Annotated in this window: 19 protein-coding genes; 11 read left to right on the top strand and 8 right to left on the bottom strand. The window is 32.8% G+C overall.

The window, feature by feature from the left end; translation table 11 throughout:
- Nucleotides 1-137: 137 nt before the first annotated feature.
- From CLU82_RS08920 to CLU82_RS08890, 7 genes are all read left to right on the top strand, one after another.
- A complete protein-coding gene (locus CLU82_RS08920) occupies nt 138-605 on the top strand; it encodes a hypothetical protein (protein WP_100842767.1) in 468 nt (155 codons plus the stop codon).
- Nucleotides 606-697: 92 nt separating this feature from the next.
- Entirely contained in the window at nt 698-1546 is an 849-nt protein-coding gene (locus CLU82_RS08915; RefSeq protein ID WP_100842766.1) for a bifunctional 2-polyprenyl-6-hydroxyphenol methylase/3-demethylubiquinol 3-O-methyltransferase UbiG, read from the top strand.
- 184 nt (nt 1547-1730) lie between these two features.
- Nucleotides 1731-2291, top strand: coding sequence for an OmpH family outer membrane protein (locus CLU82_RS08910; protein WP_100842765.1), 561 nt, complete (start codon nt 1731-1733; stop codon nt 2289-2291).
- Between the two features lie 255 nt (nt 2292-2546).
- A complete protein-coding gene (locus tag CLU82_RS08905) occupies nt 2547-4820 on the top strand; it encodes a helix-turn-helix domain-containing protein (RefSeq protein WP_100842764.1) in 2274 nt (757 codons plus the stop codon).
- A 906-nt stretch (nt 4821-5726) separates the two neighbouring features.
- Complete coding sequence (locus tag CLU82_RS08900) at nt 5727-6038, top strand: superinfection immunity protein (protein WP_100842763.1); 312 nt, start codon at nt 5727-5729, stop codon at nt 6036-6038.
- Nucleotides 6039-6103: 65 nt separating this feature from the next.
- Complete coding sequence (locus tag CLU82_RS08895; RefSeq protein WP_100842762.1) at nt 6104-6976, top strand: isocitrate lyase/phosphoenolpyruvate mutase family protein; 873 nt, start codon at nt 6104-6106, stop codon at nt 6974-6976.
- Between the two features lie 143 nt (nt 6977-7119).
- The gene (locus CLU82_RS08890) at nt 7120-7317 is read left to right on the top strand and encodes a YqaE/Pmp3 family membrane protein (RefSeq protein WP_100842761.1); all 198 of its coding nucleotides are present in this window, start codon (nt 7120-7122) and stop codon (nt 7315-7317) included.
- Between the two features lie 96 nt (nt 7318-7413).
- On the opposite strand, the gene CLU82_RS20710 is transcribed toward CLU82_RS08890, so the two are convergent.
- Together CLU82_RS20710 and CLU82_RS08885 are read right to left on the bottom strand one after the other, a co-directional pair.
- On the bottom strand, nt 7414-7632 hold the full coding sequence (locus CLU82_RS20710) for a hypothetical protein (protein ID WP_157813341.1): 219 nt from the start codon (nt 7630-7632) through the stop codon (nt 7414-7416).
- A gap of 196 nt (nt 7633-7828) precedes the next feature.
- Nucleotides 7829-8662 (bottom strand): AraC family transcriptional regulator, encoded by an 834-nt coding sequence (locus tag CLU82_RS08885; protein ID WP_100842760.1) that lies wholly within the window; start codon nt 8660-8662, stop codon nt 7829-7831.
- 91 nt (nt 8663-8753) lie between these two features.
- Between CLU82_RS08885 and CLU82_RS08880 the strand changes: the two genes are divergently transcribed.
- The 3 genes from CLU82_RS08880 (at nt 8754) to CLU82_RS08870 (ending at nt 10802) form a co-directional block, all read left to right on the top strand.
- Complete coding sequence (locus tag CLU82_RS08880; RefSeq protein ID WP_100842759.1) at nt 8754-9143, top strand: DoxX family protein; 390 nt, start codon at nt 8754-8756, stop codon at nt 9141-9143.
- A 7-nt stretch (nt 9144-9150) separates the two neighbouring features.
- Nucleotides 9151-10098, top strand: coding sequence for a polysaccharide deacetylase family protein (locus CLU82_RS08875; protein ID WP_100842758.1), 948 nt, complete (start codon nt 9151-9153; stop codon nt 10096-10098).
- Between the two features lie 140 nt (nt 10099-10238).
- Nucleotides 10239-10802, top strand: a complete 564-nt coding sequence (locus tag CLU82_RS08870; RefSeq protein ID WP_100842757.1) for a TetR/AcrR family transcriptional regulator — start codon at nt 10239-10241, stop codon at nt 10800-10802.
- A gap of 157 nt (nt 10803-10959) precedes the next feature.
- On the opposite strand, the gene CLU82_RS08865 is transcribed toward CLU82_RS08870, so the two are convergent.
- A complete protein-coding gene (locus tag CLU82_RS08865) occupies nt 10960-12216 on the bottom strand; it encodes a DcaP family trimeric outer membrane transporter (protein WP_100842756.1) in 1257 nt (418 codons plus the stop codon).
- Between the two features lie 512 nt (nt 12217-12728).
- Nucleotides 12729-13721, bottom strand: coding sequence for an SPOR domain-containing protein (locus CLU82_RS08860; RefSeq protein WP_100842755.1), 993 nt, complete (start codon nt 13719-13721; stop codon nt 12729-12731).
- Nucleotides 13722-13936: 215 nt separating this feature from the next.
- On the opposite strand from CLU82_RS08860, the gene dprA reads away from it, so the two are divergent.
- Complete coding sequence (dprA, locus tag CLU82_RS08855) at nt 13937-15037, top strand: DNA-processing protein DprA (RefSeq protein ID WP_100842754.1); 1101 nt, start codon at nt 13937-13939, stop codon at nt 15035-15037.
- 139 nt (nt 15038-15176) lie between these two features.
- Here dprA and CLU82_RS08850 read toward each other — a convergent pair whose 3' ends face one another.
- The 4 genes from CLU82_RS08850 to CLU82_RS08835 form a co-directional block, all read right to left on the bottom strand.
- Nucleotides 15177-15671 carry a hypothetical protein gene (locus CLU82_RS08850; protein WP_100842753.1) on the bottom strand — a complete coding sequence of 165 codons (495 nt, stop codon included), beginning with the start codon at nt 15669-15671 and terminating at the stop codon, nt 15177-15179.
- A 41-nt stretch (nt 15672-15712) separates the two neighbouring features.
- Nucleotides 15713-16192, bottom strand: a complete 480-nt coding sequence (locus CLU82_RS08845) for a GyrI-like domain-containing protein (RefSeq protein WP_100842752.1) — start codon at nt 16190-16192, stop codon at nt 15713-15715.
- Between the two features lie 25 nt (nt 16193-16217).
- Nucleotides 16218-17066: a tetratricopeptide repeat protein gene (locus CLU82_RS08840; RefSeq protein ID WP_100842751.1), complete on the bottom strand. Its 849-nt coding sequence runs from the start codon at nt 17064-17066 to the stop codon at nt 16218-16220.
- Nucleotides 17067-17350: 284 nt separating this feature from the next.
- Nucleotides 17351-17782 (bottom strand): hypothetical protein, encoded by a 432-nt coding sequence (locus CLU82_RS08835; RefSeq protein ID WP_100842750.1) that lies wholly within the window; start codon nt 17780-17782, stop codon nt 17351-17353.
- Nucleotides 17783-17862 lie beyond the last annotated feature (80 nt).

The following is a 17862-nucleotide window of genomic DNA, read 5'->3' as shown; positions in this document are numbered from 1 at the left end:
AAGTTTGGAGATATTTTTGATTTTGTTGTTAGAATTTGAATTTAACTTTTGATATTGATTTTGAATCTGGATTGTTCCACGTGAAACTACGCTCGCAACGCTTGTATTTGTTAACTTAATGGTTAAAACTTTTTTAAATGAAAATTATTCAGACTACAGTTTTAACTTTAGAAGAAAAACAATGTTTGTTTAAACTTTGGAATTTTGAATATCCTGATAAAATTGTTTACAGCAAAATTTCTGAATTTGAAGATTATTTAGAAAAACTTTCAAATCAAAAACATTATTTGCTGATAAATGAGTTAAATGAAATTTTGGGTTGGAGTTTTACTTTTTTGCGGGATAATGATAATTGGTTTGCAATTATTTTAAATTCAAATATTCATAGAAAAGGTTACGGTACAACTTTATTACAGGAATTAAAAAAGAATAGTTTAGTTTTGAACGGATGGGTCATCGATCATCAAAATGAAATTAAACAAAATAAAGAGACATATATTTCGCCACTAGATTTTTATACGAAAAACGGATTTTTAGTAAATCAAGATGTACGAATCGAAAATGATAAAATTTCGGCTGTAAAAATAAGATGGAAAAAAGAGTAGGCAGAAAATAGAATTGTAAAACAATTAATTTATAAAAAAGAATTTTATTTCAGCCTTAAACAGAAGCTGAATTTATTTATTTAAAAACAACAATGGATATTACACACAAAAAGCATTTTTTAAAAGTAAAAGATTTTTCCGTTTCTCAAGAAAGTTTCGACCTGTATCTAGATGAAACATTAGACATGTTAGTCACACATCCACAACCGAGTTTGGATACTTTAGGGAAATATTATGAAAGTGCTGATTATATTTCGCATACTGATTCTAAAAGATCATTGTTTGAAAGAGCATATCATTTTGTGAAAAATATTGCATTAAAAAATAAATTGGATTTAATTAATTCTTACCAGCCGTCCAAAGGTTTAATTTTGGATATTGGTGCAGGAACTGGAGAGTTTTTAGCAGTCGCTGGAAAAGATGGTTGGAAAACAGTAGGAGTAGAGCCAAGTGATAAAGCCAAAGGAATTGCTAAAAGTAAAGGTGTTTCTTTTGTAGAAAATACATCTCAATTAGAAAGTAATACATTTGATGTGATTTCGATGTGGCATGTTTTAGAACATGTGCCTAATTTGGACGAACAAATCAAAGAATTAAAACGATTATTAAAGCCAACAGGTACTTTAATTGTTGCAGTTCCTAATTTCAAATCCTTTGATGCCAAGCATTACGGGCATTTTTGGGCTGCTTATGATGTGCCGATTCACTTTTGGCATTTCTCTAAAAAGGCAATCGAATTACTTTTTGCAAAGGAAAACATGAAGCTAGAAAAGGTATTGCCAATGAAATTTGATTCATTTTACGTGAGTTTGCTTTCAGAAAAATACAAAAATGGGAAAATGAATTATTTTAAGGCTTTTTTCATAGGATTACAATCCAATTGGAAAGCCAAGAAAAATATGGAGTATTCTTCACATATTTACATCATTAACAACAACTAAGCTCTTTATAAGAGTGTAATTTTTTCACAATCAACAAATAATAGTTAAATACTATTAAAAAATGAATTATTTATAATTAAAATTGATAACATAAAATTGATAGCATTTTTGAATCTTTTTATCAATACTATCTATTTTTTTATATTTTTGTCATCCTTACATAAAAAACTTGAAATACACCAAAATGAAGAAAGCATTATTATTATTTATCGCAATGTCAATATCACTTGTTTCTTGTGATAAAAAAGCGCCAGAAGCAAAAGAATTTAAAACGGCTTATGTTGATACAGCAGAGCTGATGAAAGAATATAACGAAACCAAAGATTTAGAAGCAAAATACAAAGGTCAAGCTGCTGAAAAAGGAAGACAATTGGAAGCTGAAATCAGTAGATTTAAGCAAGATGCTGCTAATTTTCAACGTAATGCTCAAGCAAACGGTCAAGAATGGGCTCAAAAGAATGGTGCTGAATTACAACGTAGAGAACAACAATTAGCGCAAGCGCAACAAGGTCTTCAAATGCAATTGCAACAAGAGAGCGGAAAAGAAATGGATTCACTTGTAAAAGGTGTTAAAAAATTCATCAAAGACTACGGTAAAGAAAAAGGGTATGATTATATCTACGGTACTGGTGATGCTGCTTCTGTATTGTATGCTAAAGATTCTTATGACATTACAAAAGACATGATAAAATTATTGAACGATAAATACAAATCAGCTCCTAAAGCTGAGGAAGTTAAAAAATAATTTCGCTACAATATATTTATAAAACCTTCATCTTGAAAAAGATAGAAGGTTTTTTTATGGATTTAAAAGTTTGCGATTTCTGTTATTTTTAGATTCTTATTTTTTATTTAACCACAGATTGTACAAATTCTCAGTAATAAATTGTTTAGAATTTGTGTACTTTGTGGTTAGAATTTTGTTCTATTGAGTTTTAAAGTATCCTTTCAAATGGATTAACGTTTAGTTCCTTTGTTAAGTTTTTAAATTACACATCTAATGCAATCCATATCCGAAGCAGCAAGTTATGCACTCCGTTTTATCAATCAAACTCAGCAATCTGTTTTTCTAACGGGAAAAGCCGGGACAGGTAAAACCACGCTTTTAAAAGAAATCATTGCTACAACTCATAAAAACACGGTAGTAGTGGCGCCAACTGGAATTGCTGCACTAAATGCTGGTGGAGTGACCATTCATTCGATGTTTCAATTGCCGTTTGGAGGATTTATACCAGATAATTCGGCTCCACAGTTTTCTGATACTACGAAATTCGAAACTAAAGCTACTCTGCGCAGACATTTTAAAATGAGCGGACAAAAGCGTGCTGTGATTCAAAACATGCAATTGCTTATTATTGACGAAGTTAGTATGTTACGTGCCGATTTATTGGATGCTATGGATTTTATGATGCAATCGGTACGGAAAAATCAAAGACCATTTGGAGGGGTTCAAGTATTGTTTATAGGAGATTTGTTACAACTACCACCAATCATTAGAGATGAAGAATGGCGTACACTTCGTACGTATTACAAAGGAAAATTCTTTTTCCATGCCCATGTCATGCAGCAGTACCCACCACTGTATATTGAACTTTCTAAAATCTACCGTCAAACAGACGATCGTTTCATTTCGGTTTTGAATAATCTGCGCAACAACGAGATTACGCCAACCGATATCCAAATGCTGAACGAATTTGTACAACCCAATTTTGACCTGAAAGCAAATAAGGGTTACATCACGCTAACGACACACAATGCCAAGGCCGATGTGATGAACACACAATCGCTTGAAGATCTGGAAGGAAAGCAAACTACTTTTCTACCGGTGATCACTGGTGATTTCCCAGAAAAAATATATCCTATCGATCCTAATCTGCAGTTGAAGGTAGGAGCACAGGTTATGTTCGTGAAAAACGATCTCTCTCAGGAGAAAAATTATTTCAACGGAAAAATGGGAGTTGTAAAAAACATGACCTCCAAAGAAATCTGGGTTCACTTTCCTGACGAAGACAAAACCATCGAAGTTGACAAATACGAATGGCAAAACATCAGGTATACTGTAAATGAGCTGACTAAAGAAATAGAGGAGGAAATTTTGGGAACTTTTGTGCATTACCCGATCAAATTAGCTTGGGCGATTACGGTTCACAAAAGCCAAGGACTGACTTTTGACAAAGCTGCGCTCGATGTATCGCAAGTTTTTCTGCCTGGACAAGCATACGTAGCATTATCACGTTTACGTTCCTTAAACGGGCTTATTTTACTTTCTCCGTTGCGTATGAATGGTATTTCAAACGATCAAGATGTGATGGACTATGCCGAGAATAAAGCTTCCGAAGAAACTTTGGCGAATGCCTTAAAACGCGAAACCAAGAATTTTATACTTAACTACCTGAAAAACAGTTTCGATTGGAATATATTGGCACAAGAGTGGCGCAACCACCAGTTTAGCTACAACGAAGATGCCGAAAACTCAGCCAAATCCAAACACGCTATTTGGGCCAAAAACCAAGCCGGAGTCATTTGGGAATTGCTCGATCCGTCTTCCAAATTTTTAGTACAACTAGACAAACTGTTCCACAGCGAACAAATGGAATTCAATCACATTTCCGATCGAATCAACGCCGCCTTCAATTATTTCATGGCACCGATGGATCAGTTGGTGTATGAAATCCTGTGGAAAATTGAAGAAGTAAAACGACTCAAAAAAGCCAAAGCCTTTTATGACGAATTAGTCATTCTAGACGATTTACAAACCAAAGCCGTATTACAGCTGATGAAAGCCAAGTTGATGGTCGCAACATTGGTAAACGGCGAAGCTATTTCGAAAGAAAAACTAACCTCGCCCGAAATCAAACAATACAAAACCATTAAGATGGAGCGTGTTTTCGAAGATTTCAAGAAATTGAACATCACGCTAATTGAAGACGAAAAAGATGCCGAACGTTACGCACCCAAGAAAACCGGCACCAAAGAACCCAAAAAATCGACGGTCGATCTAACGTATGAACTTTGGTTAGAAAAGAAAACCATTCAGGAAATCGCCATCATCCGCAAGTACAACCAGGAAACGATCATGACTCACCTCACTAAGCTGATTCAGTCCAGAACCATAACCATCGATCAAGTCTTGCCCGAAGAAAAAGTACTTGCACTCACCGAGGCTTTCAAAGGCTATAAAGAAGAATCCGTTTCTGGCCTAAAGGAGCAATACGGTGACACCTTCAGCTGGGAAGAACTCAGGATGTTCAAAGCCAGCTGGAATCTCAACTAATTATCATTTTCAAAATCATTAGGGCGTGACCCCGTTAAGAAAAGGGGCTTACTTATGCTACCGCTCATAAAGCCCCTTTCCTCAACGGGGTCGGGCTATCCGCGCTACTTTGGTAGCTAGCTTCTATCCCTCACGCAGAAAACCACAACCAGTATCAGTTGAAACTATTTTATTTCAAAATCCGTTTTCATCAGTAACATCGGTCTCATCGGTGTGCCTGCTTTTTTCAGTTTCAATCTACGGCCTTTAATTCACAATCAAAGTTATTACCAGCAACCAAGCAAACCCAAAAAACAAATTGCAGTTTTAAAATTGAACCCTATCTACAGTGAAAATAACAAGTAAATCTGCTTAATAGAGGTACTAATCACCAACAATAGTATGGTTTAACACCCCTATTGTTGGTGATTAACACCAATAGTACAGGTACTTTGTGCCAATAATAGAGGTATTAAGCACCTCTACTATTGGCGCTTAAAACAAAAAATAATGATGCTTAACACCAAGAATGTTGGTGCTTAGTACCAATAATACAGGTGTTTAACATTTATACTATTGGTGATTAATACTAATATTACAGGTGCTTAGTACCAATAGTACGGGGCATTAACAGCTGTTTTATAAAAATTATTTTTCACAAACTTATTCTATACCAAATAGTTAAGAATGCTCATACAACAATAGCACCAAATATAAATCGATGTTATTGTCAATAAGAAACAAAAGGATATTTGATGATTTGTATAGATTTGTTTATATACTTAGATTAAAACAAAGTCTTATCTTTATCAGAATTTATAATCAAATTGGTGGTAGGTTAGGAGAATAGAAAATAAAGTATAAAATTTTAAATAGAACTTTAAGAAATGGAAAGCATTAAATATTAATAATTTAAATAGATAAAATATGGGTCGCTTAGGAATTTCAGAACTTTTTTTGCTCTTAATAGTAATATCAATTTATTTTTTGCCAACCATAATTGGTAGAAAAAAACAAAATTTCAATGCAATTCTTCTCCTGAATTTATTTTTAGGCTGGACTTTTATTGGCTGGATTTTATCTCTAATATGGGCGGTTTCAAAAGAAAAAGAGGTAATAGTAATTAATTCAAATAATAGTACTGCTGACGAATTGCAAAAATTAAAACAATTATTAGATGACGGTGCATTATCTAAAGATGAATTCGAAACAGAAAAAAAGGTGCTATTAAGAAAATAAAAAGGTCAGTGTTAATAGCTTAACTTTTCAATAATAAGTATTTATATAAATCAACAACATCATAAATGGTTTCAAATATCCAAAAAGAGAAAGCAGAAAAGTTTCTTAAATTTCATCAGGAAAAAGAGATTCTAGTTTTGCTAAATTCATGGGACATTTCAAGTTCCAAAATAGTAGAGGCTAGTGGCTACAAAGCAATCGCTACAACAAGCATGGGTATTGCTGCCTCTTTAGGATATCCTGATTGTCAGATAATTCAATTATCAGAAATGATGCAATCAATAACAGGAATTGTAAATAACGTACAAGCCCCGGTAACTGTTGATATTGAAGCCGGATATGGAAATAACTTAAACGAAATTATTGACTCGGTTAAGATGATAATTGAAACAGGCATCGTTGGAATAAATATTGAAGACAGCATTAATCTGAGTCCAAATTTAATTGATGAGCTTGAATTTTGTGAAAGGATATCGGCAATCCGAGCATTATCTGATTCAATGGGATTTCATTTAGTAATTAATGCAAGAACGGATTCATTTTGTACTTCGACAGCATCTCCAGAAGAAAAATTAGCTGAAGCAATAAAAAGAGGTAATAAGTACAAAGAAGCAGGTGCCGACTGCATATTTGTGCAGCCAGTATGGGAAAGAGACACAATTGCTACATTGGTTAAGGAAATTAACGCGCCAATAAATATTCTTGCAAACCCAGGAATTGGAGCTGGAATACTTCCTCCATCTGTAAGTGAGCTGCAGGATTTGGGTGTTGCTCGTTTAAGCCTTGGTTCTGGTGTAATGAAAGCTACTTTGGCTTTAATCAAAAAAGTTGCCGATGAATTAGCAGACAAGGGGACTTATAACATTTTATTAGATACATTAACACCACTTCCCGAAGCTGCATTGGCTTATAAAATGGCAACAGGTTTGAATAAATAGAATAATAGCTAACTGTGTGGTCAAATTAGGTTGGGGTTATCAATCATGTTCACTTTAAAAAAACAGTCGGTTTCAAAATTCTTATTATTAGCTAGACTACCCTTATAGTGATAATAAAAAAGACTTAATAATCAAGATATTATATGACATTAATTGCAATTTTATTTCCGTTTGTATCCTTCTTTTTAAGAGGCAAAATACTCACCTCTATCCTTTGTTTAATCTTGCAAATAACTTTAATTGGTTGGATACCCGCAGCAATTTGGGCAGTCATTTCTTTGCAAAATGCAAGAGCTGATAAACGCAACCAAAAACTAATTAAAGTTTTAAAATCTAAATAAAATAGAACATATAAAAAGAGGCTGAATGTTGATTCAGCCTCTTTTTGTCAAAATATTTTAAAAATAAGGTAGGATTTTGAATTTTAGAAATTAATTTTATTTGTGACTGATAGTATGATTTCTTCTGTAAATATGCAGAGAGATAAATACGATCATGTTCAAAATAATTAGTAAACATAGAATTGGGTTGAAATTTAGGGCTTTTTCAAGACTATCTGTTACTTTGCTAATCGACATCAATACAAATGAAGAGATACTTACATAGGCATAGATTAGATATGCAGATTCTTTGGTGGTAATTTGATCGTTTTTCATGGTTGTTTGTTTGTTTTAAATTTCAATAACAGCTCAAAAGTTTATATTTATCTAATAATTAGACAGATATAAATTTATAGCAAGTCAACTTTACTTGAAAATAAATCAGTCAAATTACATGAGAATCCGATTAAAGACTAAAAATAATTGTAGTGATGATAAGCAATGAAAGATGTTTATGAAAATGAGTTAAATATTATTTTTCAATGTTTTTTTTAAATTCACTTGGACTTATTCCTTTATATTTTTTAAACAAACGGTTTAAATGACTGGAATCGCTAAAGCCAAGTTCATACACAATTTCATTGATTTGCATATCGGTGTAGCGGAGCTTAGTTTCAATCAGCTTTATTTTATAGCTGGTAATGTAATCTTGTAAACTTTGTCCAATGTGATTCTTGAAAAACTCACTGATATAAGACGGTGAAACATTGAATTGTTTAGCAATGCGTTCTGATTTTAGTTGATTTGGATCATAAATGTTTTGATGTATATAACTCAATAATTGAACGGAATAGTCAGTTTTGGATTTATCAGAAACCGTTGGTGGTATTAGTAAAATATTTCGGGAAGCTATAATAATGATTGTATTAATCAATTGTTTTATCACTTCTTGTTGTTGAAACTGTTGATTACTGTTTTCACGAATTAGCCCTTCTACCAGAGCTCTGATCAGCGCTTTATCAGATACATTTTTTAAAATACATCCAGGCAAATGATTGTGGTTGTTAAAAATCAATTCTAATTTCTGAATCCATTCTTTTGGCTGTGTTTTCAGGTAACTGTCATTAAAGCGAAGAAAGAAAAAACTAGTAGTTGACGAAACTTCAAACCCATGTATATCTTGCGGAAAGATCAAAAACAGTTTGTTACTGGCGTATGGTAATTTATGATTGTTAATCATTTGAATGCCTTCGCCTTCTAAGACAAAAACCATTTCAAAAAAAGTGTTTTTGTGTTCCCGGTTCTCGTAGTTGTTAATCTTTAACAACTCCAGTTCAAAAGGCTGGTATAGATTTCTAATTTCCATACTAACAAATGTACAATTATTCCCAATGATTGTACAAATGAATGCATGTGTACTAATAGATCTTTGTATTCTAATTTTAAATATTTTAAAAATGAATACAACCGTTTATTTCTTGTTAAGACTTGCTATAGGTGCAAGTATGTTTGGTCACGGACTGGTTAGAATACCCAAATTGCAAGTTTTCAGTTCTTGGATGGTGGGTAGTTTTGAAAAATCACTCTTGCCAAAATTTTTGGTGATTCCTTTCAGTTACAGTTTGCCGATAGCCGAATTGATCATTGGGCTATTACTTAGCTTTGGATTATTTACAAAACCTACCTTAGTGGCTGCTGGAATTGTGATGGTTATTCTCGTTTTTGGAACTGCTTTGATTGAAAACTGGGAGGCAATACCTTCTCAACTGATACATGCTGCATTTTTTGCGCTTTTGCTGCAGTTTATAGTTTCAAACACCATTTCTTTAGATAGTTTAATAAAATAATATTGAGATGAGTTCAAGACGTGATTTTATAAAACAGGGAAGTATAGTTGGTTTAGCAGGAATGGTTAATCCATTTGAAATAGTGAATACTTTTCCTGTAGCGAAAGTTGAGCCTTTAGGTACAAAATGGTCAGATGGTTCTAGGCTAGTAGTTTCTATCTCAATGCAATTTGAAGCAGGTGGTCAACCTGTTAATGCCGAAAGTCCATTTCCTCAAAATATGCAGAAAGGGTTTGTTGATTTACCTGGTGCAACATGGTTTGAGTATGGCTATAAAGAAGGAATTCCTCGAATGTTAGACAACTGGGATAAATTGGGTATAAAAGTAACTTCACATATGGTTGGATCGGCAGTTTTAAACAACCCAAATTTGGCTAAGGAAATTGTACAGCGTGGTCATGAAGCCGCTGCTCATGGAATGAACTGGAGTTCTCAATATACCATGCCCTATGAAGAGGAGAAGAAATTTATAAAAGATGGGGTAGAGGCTATAAAGCAAACAACTGGATTTCAAGCCATAGGTTATAACGCAAATTGGCTGAGACGTGGTGAAAATACTTTGAAAATAGTACAAGAACTCGGTTTTAAATACCACATAGATGATTTGAGTAGGGATGAACCTTTTATTATCAAAGTGAATCATTCAGATTTTGTTGTTGTTCCTTATACTTTGCGCTGTAATGACATTGTATTGATAGAAGGGAAGAATTTTTCTGTTGATCAATTCTTTAATCAGGTTAAGGCGGAGTTTGATCAGCTTTATTTAGAAAGTGCTTCTAAAAGAAGACAAATGTCTATCAGTTTTCATGACCGTATTGGAGGAACTCCGCAAATGGTAAAAGCTACTTCAGATTTGATATTGTACATGCAAAAACATAAAGGAGTTTCATTCAAACGAAAAGACGAAATTGCAACACTTGCTTTAGCTGATACTTCGACAATAAGGGAGTTTTAATCTGTAGTAAAAAAATAGGCAATCTTCTTTTATCTTTTTCTAATTTATTAAGTTAAATGAGAAAGCCTATTTTTTATAATTCGATAATGTACTCAGTTATTTTACTTATATTTACGACTGATTAATCAGTTTAATTTATTATGAATAAAAATGAAGTTATTATAGCAACAGCACTTAACATGTTTGTTGAAAACGGGTTTCATGGAACAGCAACCAGTAAAATTGCACAACAAGCGGGTGTAGCAAACGGGACGTTGTTTAATTACTTTGCAACCAAGGAGATACTCATTGTTAGTATTTACAATGATGTTGTAAAGAAATTGGATGATTTTATTATTCAAAGTTTAGAATCGAGTTCAGTTTCAAAGGAGTCTTTTCGTTCCCTGTTTGTTGCATCTTTACAATGGAATTTAGAGAACAAACTTGAATTTCAATTTTTGCAGTTATTTAATAATTCTCCATATTCCAGAGTTGCTATCACAAAGGTCACGAGTGAAGAAGAACATCCTCTTTATGTTTTAATAAAAAATGGTATTGATTTGGTAATTTTAAAGCCTATCCCTGTCGCTTTAGTTTTTTCTCTTTTCAATGCTCAAATAAATGGTTTGTATCATTATCTTATTTCAAACAATATTAATAAAGATCAATCTGCTCTGTGGATAGAAGAAACTTTTGAGCTACTTTGGAAAATGATTGTAGATTAACTTTTGACTGATTGATCAGTTATAGTGTCTTCTATTGTAAATACTGACTTTAGAGAGTTTCGCAACTACAAAAAAGGGCCAAATGAAGTTTTTACAGATTTATGATTTATGAAAAAGTAATCATTTTTAGGCTGTTATTACTAAATAAGGCATGCATTTAATTTTTTTTGTAAAAGGTATTATTAAAACTGTATCGTGCAGAAAATTGTATTTTAATATCTTCTCCACTATTTCCTTTGGCGGCAGGTAAATTGAAAACTGGATCTCCTGCAAAGTCATTGTTTTGTCGTTTTCCCCATTGTAATTCTGGGCCTAAGACTAAATTTTCTACAGGTGAATATAATAAATTGATACTCGCATATTGTCCCGTTTTATAAGCAGTCGATAATTGCGCATTGGTTGTTGTATTATCCATAATTGAATAACCTACAGCACTGCTTAATTTACGATTCCAATTTATATCAAAATAAGAAGCTAACGCAACAAGTGGTATGGCTTCCCCTGTAATAGGCGTTAAAGAATTGTTATATTGCCTTTTTGTTCCAACATCAGCATCAGCATCGTTCATATAATTTTGTATTCCGGCACCTGTTGTGAATGCTCCTCTAAAAATGATATTCTTGCTCATTTGTAGTTTGGTGCTTAACGTAAGTCCCCATCCTGTAGCGCTACCGTGAATGTCATAAATATCGGTATTGTTATCTTCCCATCGTATGCTTCGTACAATACCTGCCAATTCTAAATAACCCCAAGAACCAGTATACCGATATTCGGCACTAAGGTCAGGTACTGCAAATCTGAATGCAACATCGTCAAGGACTGATGCATAAACAAATCCTTCTCCATATTCTCCTTTATCTCCAGTGGCACCTGGACGTTCTAGTGCTATTGCTAATGTTTGTGTATTTGTTGAGATGGGGGTATAACGAATTTGTATATTTCGTGTAAAAACAGCACCATTAGGCCCCATAAATTCTATTAAATTTGGATATACTTCCATGTCTGCAAATACACTATTAGTTTGTCCAATTATAAATTTTCCAAATTGGATATAGGCATGCCGCAAGTGAAAAGCAGCAGTCCCAACATCTTTACCTGAGCCAAACAAGTCAAATTCGAATACCGTTTTTACAGTACCTAGCGATGTATCGAAATAATTCTTTAAACTTAAAGTGCTTTGTCTAACTCCGAAGAAGACATTACCTTGGTTTTGAAATTCATTACCCTCACTATCCAGAATTTTTGTAGGTCTCATCGTGTCGAACCACTCCGGATCCATTTTCCCAAAATCATAACCACTATCCATCATAACAAAGCCATTGATTTCCATTGATTTTCTTGGGGCATCAGTTTGAGCTTTTAGCTGGTAGGACAATAAAATCAGTATAAAGATGGAGGAAGTAATTTTTTTCATATTTTTTTATTTTAAAAAGAATAAATGAAAATAAGTGCAAGATTTATAAGGTAATCTCAGAATGTGTAGTTTTCTCTTACCAAATTTAATATTTTTTTTATAACCATTTTTATTTCAATGGTTTAAATTTTAATAAGAGAATTGTAGTGCTTGTAATGTTTCCAAAAGGAGATTATTTATTACCCCTATTTTGATGATAATTGTGAATAATAGCAAAGATTTAGTCGAAAACAAAAACGAATAACCAAAAAATATATAAAGTAGCTATTCCTAAAATCAATAATTAAACTTTTTTAGTTTTGAGATTGTTGTTTGATATATTTTCTATCGCAGAGATATGTTTTCAGCCGTTTTAAAAGCGTTTTAATACAAATCCTGCTAACTATTACTTTTAACGAAAATCGATTCTAAACCACTTTAAAATCATGTTAAAATGCTGTAAAAAGAAAAATCACGAATAAAACCCTTTTGATTCGGTTCCATTCGTGATTTAGATGCTAAAAATTAGATTTCTACAAAGATTGAATCAAAATCCAAGCTTCAGGATTATCTGTTTCGGTAATTTTATTTTTTTCTTTTTCTGCTTCCGCAAAAGTAGTATAGCTTCCATACAATACAGGATAAAGACCATTTTTGTTGATACCCAAAACTCTTGCATCAAAACCTTTAGCTACTAATTGATTGTATCTTTTTTGAGCATTTGCTTCACTTCTAAAAGCTCCAGCCATAATGTGATACGGCAATTTTACTGCTTCTTTCTTGTCAGATTTTAATGTAAGAGTAACAGCTGGTATTGGAGTTTGGATAAAGAAAGTAGCTGCTTGTATTTTATTTTCCACTTTTTTCTGTACCGCAGTTTCTACCAAAATAGTTTCAGAAGCAATTTGATTTTGGTATAAAGGATATCCTATAGATCCAGTAGCAGCCAATCCTATGATGAAAATAGCGGCATATTTTAGATACGGATTTGTTTTTCTAGCTTCAGCAGTTTCAGGGATGAAATTGAAAATAGGTTTTTCTTCATCAACTAGAGCTACTGTTTTTTGATATTCTACTACTACTTCAGGTTTTGCAAATTCTACTTCTCTTTTCACTGCTGGTGAAACAAATGAAGTTAACCCAAAAGATTTTGCATTGTAATTGGTTTGCTCGTTTGGTGTGAAAAGGATATTGTTTTCTGTATTCAAACTAAGAACACCAATGTTTTTTATTGAAAAAGTACGGTTTTCCTGCAATGCTTTTTTCCAACTCAATATTTCATATTCGATTGCGCTTACAGCATAATCATAAGAAGTTTTTTCGGCTTGAGCAATATGATTAGCCAACAATCCATCATTGTTTTTTATATGCGAATTAAAGGAAATCATCTTTTTTGGCGGAAAAAAAGAATGAGAGTTTTCAAGCAGTTGAGCCGATTGAATTTCAGCCAAGAAAGCTCCAAAACCAGGAACGGTTACACATTGATAACGGTATAAAAGTTGCGAGATGTAAAGTTCTATTTTCATGTTAACAAAGTTATGCAACGGGAATAGTTATCAAAATTTTATTCACAATTTTTATTAACAATTTGCATGTTATACACTATCAGTAGATTACAGTTTTATTTTTTAATGAATAATTATTTTTAGATACTTTTTTAAGTACTTTTTTTTGCAAATTGATAGTGTTTTGAATTTGCAAGTGGTTTCGTTTTCAAATATTTATTGTATAATTGTAAGATATGTCACAAGAAAATATATTTTACTTATTAGCTTTACTTCGAATTGAAGGAGTGGGAGATATTATGGCTAAAAAGCTGCTCGCTCACTTTGGAACTGCCGAAAATGTTTTGAATGCGAAATCACAACAACTTGCCGCAATTGACGGAGTGGGTTCTGTTTTGCTGAAAAATTTCAAAAACAAGTCTGTTTTTGAAAAAACCCAACAAGAGTTGGATTTTATTCAAAAAAACAATATTCAAATTCTAAGTTTTCAAGACAGCAACTATCCTGAAAGGCTCAAACATTGTATTGATGGTCCGGTTTTATTATTCTCGGCTGGAAATATCAATTTGAAGAATCGTAAAATAATAAGCATTGTTGGAACACGACAAATTACTTCTTACGGAACTGAATTTTGCCGAAAATTAATTGAAGATTTGGCGCCTTTGGATCCTATAATTGTTAGTGGTTTTGCCTATGGTGTGGATATTGTCGCTCATCAAATCGCAATGGAAAATAATTTGCAAACCATTGGGGTACTGGCACATGGATTAAACCAAGTTTATCCCAAACCACATAAAAAGTACATGTCTAAAATGGAGCAAAACGGAGGTTTTATGACTGAGTTTTGGAGTAGTTCTAATCCAGATAAAGAAAATTTTGTTCGCAGAAACAGGATTGTTGCCGGAATGACCGAAGCCACAATTGTCATTGAATCTGCCGATAGAGGAGGGTCCCTAATTACTGCAAATATGGCCAACGATTATAATCGTGATGTTTTTGCAGTTCCGGGGCGTATTACTGATAAATACAGTCAAGGTTGTAATAATTTGATAAAAACTCAAAAAGCAAATGTACTGACCAGTGCCGCCGATTTGATTTATAATCTGAACTGGGATATTGCCAAAGAAACGAAAGCGATTCAAAAACAATTGTTTGTTACTCTTGATATTGATGAACAAAGGGTGTACGATTATTTACTGAAAACGGGTAAAGAAGTAATGGATATGATTGCTTTACAATGTGATTTTCCGATTTATAGAATTTCGGGTTTACTGCTCAATATGGAACTGAAAGGTGTTATTCGACCGTTGCCAGGCAAAATGTTTGAGGCAATTTAACCTATCAGGTATTTTGAAGGGTTGCAGGAGTTGGGTCGTTTTCCTTAATTCGTTGGTTACATATTTTTTGAATTTCTAAAACATTTGGAACTCCCGAAATATAGAGAATATCAGGTACATATTCATCTGGTTTGTTTTTTCAGCTTTGCATTTTTCCAGTCCTAAGTTCAAATGAAATGTCTTCTTTTTTACTGTTTATTTCCATATTTCCGGAAAACTGCTCCCAATCATAAGTAGTAATTGTTCCGTTAAGAAAGTGAATAAGTCTATTTGTTGTCCCTACAAAATAACCTCCTTTTTGAAATAAAGAGTAAATCCCGCTTGCCAAAATTCCAATTCCAACCAAAACAAAGAAACCAATAACTAAAGTTGGAACAAGTAACGGTTCAAAATTATCCCAGCTGGCTGTAGTCGGCTCATCGTTTACTTTAAAATTAACCTCTTCTCCTTTAAAAAGTGGACCTAAAAAAGCAATTACAAAAATACTGATAAAGGCAGACCATATAATTCCAAAAGCAATTAGTCCCAGTGACTTATTTAAAGGCTGTTTTCTTCTGGCAATGATAGAAAAATCAACTTTTTCTGTTCCAATAACGGATTGTAAATCTCTAGGTAAAGTTTGAATGCTGTTCAATGGTTCAATTTTAGGTTATTCAATTTTATAGTTGAAGTGTCTTATTGTTTCCTTTTTATGGGAATCCATATTTCTTCTTCGGATGTTGGATCGTTGTTTTTATATTTTTCACCCAAAACTTCAAAATGTGGTCTGTTGTCTAATTCGTAATCCGAATTAGGTATCCATTCCACAAAAATATATCGATAAATAGAGTCATCAGTATTCAACCCTTTATAATCAAAGACTGCGTAAAGCCCTCCGGACAAAGTAAATGTTTCCATTTCGGCTGGTAAGTTGTCAAAATTTGAAACTTCAGCGGTTGCCCATTTTTCAAATTCGTTTGTAGGTTTAAAATTTAAAAAATGATCTGGTTTATAAATAGTCATCGCGATTAAATCGCCGCTTAGAGTATTGGTTATTTCGTTTCGCCTTGGCATAAAACTTTTCCAAAGTTCGCCCACTTTATAGTCTGCGAAACTCATTATAAGTCTTTTTCCAATTAATTTTTTTTCGTTTGTAGTTACTATTCTTGGGTTCATTTTTACAATATTATTTTTAATTAAGCTACAGCCTATTCTTTGTGATTTCGATTTTCATTTCTCCAATTATTTTTTTTATTTGCTCATTCGAAGACATTACAACTTCCGTTTCGACTAACCATTTATCGAAGTTTACTCGGTTATACTTATAAAAATAACCTTCTAAAATATAATAAGCATTTTCTGGAACATAGGTTGTATCGGGACAAACTTTCAAAGAATTTCTGTAGAAAGCGATAGCCGCATCTAACTGTTGACTTTTTGCCAATGCATAAATATATTCTTTAGTAATGATGGCATCTGTAGGATTTAGGACTAGTGCTTTTTTTAATATTTCAATAGCTTTTTTATATTGATTCAAACGATTGTATGAGTAGGCTAATTGTCCATCTAGTCCTTTATATTCGTTATTAATTTTAGAGGCGCCTTCTAATAACTCCAATCCTTTTTTATATTCACCCCAAGTATTATAGATAGAACCCCAAGTGTACAATCGTTCAATAGAACCTTCTTTCATTTTATAATTGCTAAGCCAATCAGGAACTTTGCTTATTTTTAATTGCTCGAAATTGGCTTCAGGTATAAGAGCAATTAGGATTTTATTCGGATATAAGGGAACTTTCATCGTAGATCCTTCTTCTTTGGGATTGGCTCTTATCTTTCCGGTAGCGTCAATTTTAAAACTACCACCATAATCAAATACAAGACCTGCTTGCGAATCGGCATAAATGAAACCATACTTATATGATCCATTACTTTCCTGTGGAAATGCAACCCATTTATCTTCACAATCGAGTATTGATTTGTCAAATGTTAACTGCGCAGTTGATTTAATGCTAATAAGTAAAAAGAAGGCGAAAATAATGTTTTTCATGATCTGGTTTTTAAAGGCGATTTAGAAATAGATAACAATGATTTCTAAATTACTTTTATTGTTTTGTAAATATAGATTGTTAATGATAACGATAGCTCGGATTTGCATTCCGTCCCGTAAAGTTAATCAGGCTAACGATATAAAGTAATTTGCTATTGTTTTTTACAAAAATATTAACTGTTATTCGATGAAAGGATTACAAAAAGAAGGGGTAGTAATTGTTTTGATTGTCTTCGATTACATGAATGGGAAATATGGGTTATCGGGAGTTTTTTAATACTTGTTTACCAAATTTTCCACCATGCTTTTTTTTCTGTATTTTTTGTGATTTGCAAAACATTTCTAAGTTTTTCTATTTCGGTAATTTGATTTACTTTTTTGCGATTCGAATTGAGTCCATATTGAATTTTACCTTTAAATTCAGCATCATTAATTCCAGCCAATTTAAATAATGCATCACATGCATGATAACGAACCAAATATTCGTTTTTAAGATTGCTAACAATATCAAATAAAGGTTTAATAGACTTTGCGGTTCCTTTGACATTTATTACTCGCCAGATTTGATAATTTTCAGATCCTTTCCAAACATCATATCTTTTATTGTTTTTTATAAGAATAATTTGCCATAATTCTTCTTCAGAACAAAGTATTAATTCTTCAAAAGCATTTCGTGAATGTGTTTCAAAAGCTTCGTGAAATTCGGATTGATTCATAAAAGTTAATTAAATAAGTGATTATGGGTCGGTACTTTATAAGATCGTGTTATTGCTACTCAATTAAAGGTTACAAAAAG

It is taken from the genome of Flavobacterium sp. 5, assembly GCF_002813295.1.
GTDB lineage: Bacteria > Bacteroidota > Bacteroidia > Flavobacteriales > Flavobacteriaceae > Flavobacterium.
The sequence above is the reverse complement of the archived record's forward strand: the minus strand, read 5'-3'. Positions and strand labels throughout refer to the sequence as shown.

Excerpts from the sequence above, each read along its gene's own strand:
- CLU82_RS08920 (WP_100842767.1), top strand. The coding sequence starts at position 138 with ATGAAAATTATTCAGACTACAGTTTTAACTTTAGAAGAAAAACAATGT.
- CLU82_RS08915 (WP_100842766.1), top strand. The coding sequence starts at position 698 with ATGGATATTACACACAAAAAGCATTTTTTAAAAGTAAAAGATTTTTCC.
- CLU82_RS08910 (WP_100842765.1), top strand. The coding sequence starts at position 1,731 with ATGAAGAAAGCATTATTATTATTTATCGCAATGTCAATATCACTTGTT.
- CLU82_RS08905 (WP_100842764.1), top strand. The coding sequence starts at position 2,547 with ATGCAATCCATATCCGAAGCAGCAAGTTATGCACTCCGTTTTATCAAT.
- CLU82_RS08900 (WP_100842763.1), top strand. The coding sequence starts at position 5,727 with ATGGGTCGCTTAGGAATTTCAGAACTTTTTTTGCTCTTAATAGTAATA.
- CLU82_RS08895 (WP_100842762.1), top strand. The coding sequence starts at position 6,104 with ATGGTTTCAAATATCCAAAAAGAGAAAGCAGAAAAGTTTCTTAAATTT.
- CLU82_RS08890 (WP_100842761.1), top strand. The coding sequence starts at position 7,120 with ATGACATTAATTGCAATTTTATTTCCGTTTGTATCCTTCTTTTTAAGA.
- CLU82_RS20710 (WP_157813341.1), bottom strand. The coding sequence starts at position 7,632 with ATGAAAAACGATCAAATTACCACCAAAGAATCTGCATATCTAATCTAT.
- CLU82_RS08885 (WP_100842760.1), bottom strand. The coding sequence starts at position 8,662 with ATGGAAATTAGAAATCTATACCAGCCTTTTGAACTGGAGTTGTTAAAG.
- CLU82_RS08880 (WP_100842759.1), top strand. The coding sequence starts at position 8,754 with ATGAATACAACCGTTTATTTCTTGTTAAGACTTGCTATAGGTGCAAGT.
- CLU82_RS08875 (WP_100842758.1), top strand. The coding sequence starts at position 9,151 with ATGAGTTCAAGACGTGATTTTATAAAACAGGGAAGTATAGTTGGTTTA.
- CLU82_RS08870 (WP_100842757.1), top strand. The coding sequence starts at position 10,239 with ATGAATAAAAATGAAGTTATTATAGCAACAGCACTTAACATGTTTGTT.
- CLU82_RS08865 (WP_100842756.1), bottom strand. The coding sequence starts at position 12,216 with ATGAAAAAAATTACTTCCTCCATCTTTATACTGATTTTATTGTCCTAC.
- CLU82_RS08860 (WP_100842755.1), bottom strand. The coding sequence starts at position 13,721 with ATGAAAATAGAACTTTACATCTCGCAACTTTTATACCGTTATCAATGT.
- dprA (WP_100842754.1), top strand. The coding sequence starts at position 13,937 with ATGTCACAAGAAAATATATTTTACTTATTAGCTTTACTTCGAATTGAA.
- CLU82_RS08845 (WP_100842752.1), bottom strand. The coding sequence starts at position 16,192 with ATGAACCCAAGAATAGTAACTACAAACGAAAAAAAATTAATTGGAAAA.
- CLU82_RS08840 (WP_100842751.1), bottom strand. The coding sequence starts at position 17,066 with ATGAAAAACATTATTTTCGCCTTCTTTTTACTTATTAGCATTAAATCA.
- CLU82_RS08835 (WP_100842750.1), bottom strand. The coding sequence starts at position 17,782 with ATGAATCAATCCGAATTTCACGAAGCTTTTGAAACACATTCACGAAAT.